This window comes from uncultured Gimesia sp. (assembly GCF_937919775.1).
Taxonomy (GTDB): Bacteria; Planctomycetota; Planctomycetia; order Planctomycetales; family Planctomycetaceae; genus Gimesia.
The window spans coordinates 1-5,163 of the sequence record NZ_CALFPF010000814.1 but is presented as its reverse complement, the minus strand read 5'-3'; the positions used below and the strand labels follow the sequence as shown (position 1 = coordinate 5,163).

Here is a 5,163-nt window from a genome sequence, read left to right as displayed (position 1 = left end):
GCTGAGTGAATTGAATGAGCAGAAAAATTATCGATTATTAAACAAAAATAGTTCTACAATAGGTACTTACAGTCTGGAATATCGAAGATTACTGGGATCAATAAATGGATTCAGCACGAGCGGAATCGATACGTTTCTCGTAATCCCATTTCAAAACGCTTCCACACTATTGACTCAAGTTGATCCCATCAACGTCACTGACGCGCAGCAGTATGCAGCCGGACTGGCATTACCAAAGCAGCTTGTATTTACGGCATCTCAAAGTGAGGAGAATCTCTGGAAAATCAAATTGCCTGACTTGAAAAATCTTGAACTACCCGAAGTATTCAGAGGTGCTGGTCAAGGGTTCTTCTAGGATAAACTATTTCTGAAACCGATAAAAAAACGGGAGTACCGAGTGGCCTGGCCTGAGATCAGCATCGACGATTTTCCGCCCGAGCGCGACGATGAACCCTCATCGCTGCGGCAGGATATTATTGATGAACTCAGCGACCACTTTGCGTGCGCCTTGAATCGAGAGTTATTAAAAAATCCGGATGCGCAGTCCGCAAAACAACGCGTAATCAATCAGTTCGGTGATCCCATCAAAATCGCCCGCCAACTCTGGCTGGATGCAATGAAGGAGAAAATCATGTCGCAACGTATTATGACCGGTATTTCCGCCGTGATGGCGGTGTGTTGTATCGCTGTGGTGGGCATAGCCTGGTCGATGATGAAGCAGAATGAAAGTCTGAATCTGAAAATGCTGGAACAGATGGCGGCAATGGGCAATCGTCCTCAGCCGGCGGCTCGAGAGTTGGACTCGCAGTTTCTCAATCAATTAGAGGTCATGATCCAGAAGCAGGTCTCACAGGCGGATTCCAGTTCGGGGGCGTTGAATTCAATTACATTTCAGTTGGTCCAGGAAGAGAAAGACGGAAAACCTGCTGTAGGTTTTTCCGGGACATTATCTAAAATCGGAGGTGCAATAGAAGACTTCAAAGTAAATGCAGTGAGTGATGTAAAGGGGAAACTGGAATTTGGTCGACTCCCTTGGGGAAGATATCAGATGACGTTACTGGCTCCGTGGAATGAGAAGTGGAGTGTGCAGACGTTTTCAACTCTTCCGGGACGAAAATATGAAGAGACGATCGTCTGCCCTGCGGCAGTTCCAGGCAAAGTTCCCTGCGCAATTTCAGGTCGACTGGCCAACCCGACCCACAGAAGAAAGCTATTATCTTTTGTGTGATTTTCGTTTGGAAAATCCGAATGCGCACTTAAAACTACCAAACGATTCAGTCGGAAATTTCTATCTGCAAACTGTGCAAACTTTTCAGCAGAACCCCTCCTGGCCATACTCGTACTGGACGTACCAGTATGGCGTCAATCAGAAGCCTGCGAAAATTAAAGGTGTCTTTCTGGTTGATGTCTTAAATAACCGGGTGGCTCCCTGTCCCATAACGCCAGATGGGGATTTTAAGAATATTGAACTTCAAGAACTGGTCTGGCAATCAAGTATTGAGTTTTTACAGGGGGAATATTTTCGACCAGCCAGCTATTTGCTTCGGAAGGATGAACTTTCCAAGGTAAGTGAATTGAATTCGATCAATCAAATCGAAACGATTGTTCGATCAAGTAATGGGTTCGGAATAGATAACTATCAAGACTCGAAAGTGGGGATGGTTATTTCTCCTTTTCAGCCCTTTGAAATGGCACCTCAGGTGATCAAAAGCCTTGAGCAGAATAAGAACCTGTTTGAGAAGAAAAGTAGTACTAAAGAGAGACTAATTCGAGGATATCGGGAAAACCGTGAGAATGCGGTTCACGGCTATATCGCAAAAAAAGATCAACCCAACGTCTGGAAAATTAACATCCCTGCTCTGTTTCCGATTACTGCGGAATCCGGTTCATCGAATAGTGTCCCGTAACCGGGAAGAGTTTTTCATCTCCCGTGCCAATCTGTTGGCAGTTGACTTCGTAGACGAATTTTTCTTTGAGTTCGTTCACTTTCAGTCGCACCGTTTTTTTGTCGTCGGAAACGGTCGCTTCTTCCACTTCGACCTTATAGCGGCCGCTGTCGGGGCTGGCGTAGCTGCCGCTCCAGACGCGGGTGTAACCGGCGATGGTGTAGGCGTCTTTGTCGGACGCTTTTTTCGCGTCGACCGGTTCGAAGAATTCGAGCTCGAAACCGTCGGGGGTCGCGCGGAGTTCTTTGATGCCGTTGGGCAGTTTGCCGTTGGGGGTCAGTTTGACAATCGAGCCGGTGTTCTGACCGCCGAGCCAGCCGCTATCGTGAATGCTGCCGACGTAGATGTCCCCCCTGGGACTGACGGCGACTGACATCGGTCCCGCGAAGTTATGCTCATCGGGGGGGACGTCGGCGCGGGTGAAGTAGTAGGTGGCGCCCTGCACGGAATCGCCGACTTTTTGTGTGGTGAAACGGATCAGAAACCGCTGATTGTATTCGCAGCCGAGCCCCTGATCGAACAGGCTGGCATACGGGAACTGTTTGGGAAAACAGGTCAGACCGTTGACGCTGCGCGTCCAGGGATGGGGGACCTGAATGGCGGCGCGGGTCTCTTCCAGGTTTTCTTTGTTTCGCAGATCGGACTGACTGGGCACGCCATACGCTTTGCCGGGAATCAGGAAATTGATCTCGTTAAAGGTGTTCTGCACCCCCTGTTGATCGGAAATATAAATTTCGTCTTTGGAGTTGATGGCAAGCCCCGTGGGATAACGGAACGCATGCCCCAGAACTTCGAGGTTGCCATTGTAGGTGATTTTGAGAATCTTTCCGCGCCAGTGAATCTGATCGTCGGGGCGTTCCATCTGGGCATAATCGCTGCCCAGGCCGACATACAAATTGCCCTGACTGTCGCGGATGCAGCCGGTGGCCCAGTCGTGATAATTGTCGTTCAAGCCCCAGCCGGTGGCGATCACCGTACGCCGGTCGGCGCGGCCGTCGCCGTTGGTGTCGGAAAGCCGTAAGACTTCCGGTTTATGCGAGACGATCAGATCGTTCCCGTCGGCGATGATCCCGAACGGGGCAGAGAGGCCTTCTTCGAAGAGCGTGAGCTGATCTTCGACGCCGTCGCCGTCCGTATCTTTGGCGAGATAAACGTCCCCTTTTAATGAGGTGAAAACAAGGGTGCCGTCGTCAAGCCAGGCGATTGCGGTGGGCATGATGGCACGGTCGAGGGGTAGACGCACGCCGTCAAAGCCGGGGGCACTGGTGACCGTTTCGAGGGCCGGTTTCGGTTTGGGTTTGGTGACAATCTGCAGCGCGTCGGCTTTGAGATTGCAGAGATAATCCAGCGTCAGCGACGCGTGGCCGGAGGAATCGCCGCTGGCTTTGACATATTCGTGTGAGTTGTTGTCGGTGATGTGTTTCCACTTCGCTTGCCGGTGGTTGACATCGGTGATGGTCGGGTCGCCGAAACTGCTGGAATAGCGGGGACGTCCGATGTAAAGGTCGTATCCTGCGGGCAGGTTACCGGCTTTGATGGTACGCTGCCAGCCCGTCTGATCTGCTTTCGCGGGAAGTGTCTGGAACGTATCAGACACGGCGACGGTTGTGGTTTTATCGTCTATTTTAAAGGTGAGTGCATAGTTCAGGATGATCTGATTTCCGTGCGATTCATAGCTGCGGAGTGTGCCCGAAGTGCCATTCTGCTGATGCGGATAAATAACGGCCGCCGGTTCTGTTCCCGATTTGACCAATACGAAATCGGGGCCGCGTTCATAACCGGAAACGATGGGGGTGCCCGCCATGTCCCAGTACCAGCTTTTGCCTTCGGTGCGTTGACGGGCTAAATCGCCGAGCGTCCATTGCACGAGGGAAAAGTGATCGAGATCGAACAGCAGGTTATGTCCGTTGTCAAAGCCGACCGCAAACGCGCGGGCCACATAACCGCCGCCGGTCTCTTTGGGATTGGTGAAGACATCGCGTACGATTCGCGCCGGTTCCCCGGCTGCGACCGTGAGAAACTGTTCAACAACGGAAGGATTCGTAGGAACTTTGAACTGGGGATCATTCAAGCCGAGCCAGATGGCGTCGAGCTGACGGTTGATATCGCCGCCCAGAACTTTGGGGACGCTTTTCTTCAGTGCGGGCATTTCCATGCCGGGTACGATTCGCAACGGGTTATGCACCCAGCGGAGGAAGTATTCTTTTCGCATGCGCGATCCCAGCATGAGCAGGTCGGAACCACGGGTGCCCAGTGCCACGTTGCGGGGCTTGTATTCCCCGAGTACATGGCAGGAGATGCAACTGAAACCTTTAGCGCCGGTAATCGTCTGGCCGGCGATGAGCAGCTGGGCGCGATTCTGATCGGACGAGTCGACCATGAAATCGGGCGGACGCGGTCCGTCGTCGGGGACCAGATCGTGTGAGACAAGGTAATCGAGCAGCGCCTGTTTGTCTGCGGTGGAATGCTGGAAACGGGGCATGCGGACGCGGAGCCAGGGCATGCGGATGGTTTTCTGTTCGCCGCTGACCGCTTCAGAGAGGGCCTCGTGTTTGAGTTTATCGCCGACGGCTGTGAGAGCCGGGGGAATCATGGCTTCGCTCTGACCTGCGAGCGTGGGATCGAATTTCGCCATTTGACCGGCGATTTGTGTGATGCCTTCGTGTTTGTCCCGTTCGTGGCAGTAAATGCAGTTGCGCTGTTCCAGCACGTAGCGGCCGCGGTCGAATTCGTTTTCCGGGGAAGACGCGCCAACGCTGGATTTGAGATATGCTGTGACGGCTGCGCGATCAATGGTGCGATAGGCGGGACGGCTTTTTTCCAGATCCGGTGTTTCCGCCAGACAGGAGTTGTCCCAGTTGGTAACGGTTTTAGAGAGATCAACAATTTGCTGCGTCGGCTTTTCGATGCCGGGAATCGTATGGCAGGCGGCACAGCGGGCCTGGGTGATCAGTTTTTTTCCGTCAGCGATCATTGTTTTATCAGCAGTGGGCTTTTTGCCGGCGGGCAGCTTGGCTTGCTTTAATGCGGAGAGGGCGTAGGCTAACTGGCGTCGCTCCGTGGTATCGAGTTTGATCACCGGCATGCGATGATCCTTGTTTAATTTTTGCGGATCGGAGAGCCAGGTATAGAACCATTCCGTGTCTCGTTTGTCGCCGATGCTGCTCAGGTCGCCGCCGCTGAAGGGTTGCTGGTTGCCTTTGCCGTCGATCGTATG

4 protein-coding genes are annotated in these 5,163 nt (G+C 52.7%); 3 read left to right on the top strand and 1 reads right to left on the bottom strand.

Annotation, left to right across the window (positions count from 1 at the left end; translation table 11 throughout):
* The 3 genes from Q0294_RS23215 to Q0294_RS23205 form a co-directional block, all read left to right on the top strand.
* A partial coding sequence (locus Q0294_RS23215; RefSeq protein ID WP_299470246.1) for a hypothetical protein occupies positions 1–355 on the top strand: 355 nt, incomplete at its 5' end.
* 42 nt (positions 356–397) lie between these two features.
* Positions 398–1,228 (top strand): hypothetical protein, encoded by an 831-nt coding sequence (locus Q0294_RS23210; RefSeq protein WP_299470244.1) that lies wholly within the window; start codon positions 398–400, stop codon positions 1,226–1,228.
* Positions 1,221–1,907, top strand: a complete 687-nt coding sequence (locus Q0294_RS23205; RefSeq protein ID WP_299470242.1) for a hypothetical protein — start codon at positions 1,221–1,223, stop codon at positions 1,905–1,907. Before Q0294_RS23210 ends, Q0294_RS23205 begins: the two co-directional genes overlap by 8 nt.
* Here Q0294_RS23205 and Q0294_RS23200 read toward each other — a convergent pair.
* Positions 1,870–5,163 (bottom strand): hypothetical protein (locus Q0294_RS23200; RefSeq protein ID WP_299470240.1); only part of this gene is annotated, 3,294 nt, incomplete at its 5' end. The two genes, Q0294_RS23205 and Q0294_RS23200, sit on opposite strands and share 38 nt — an antisense overlap.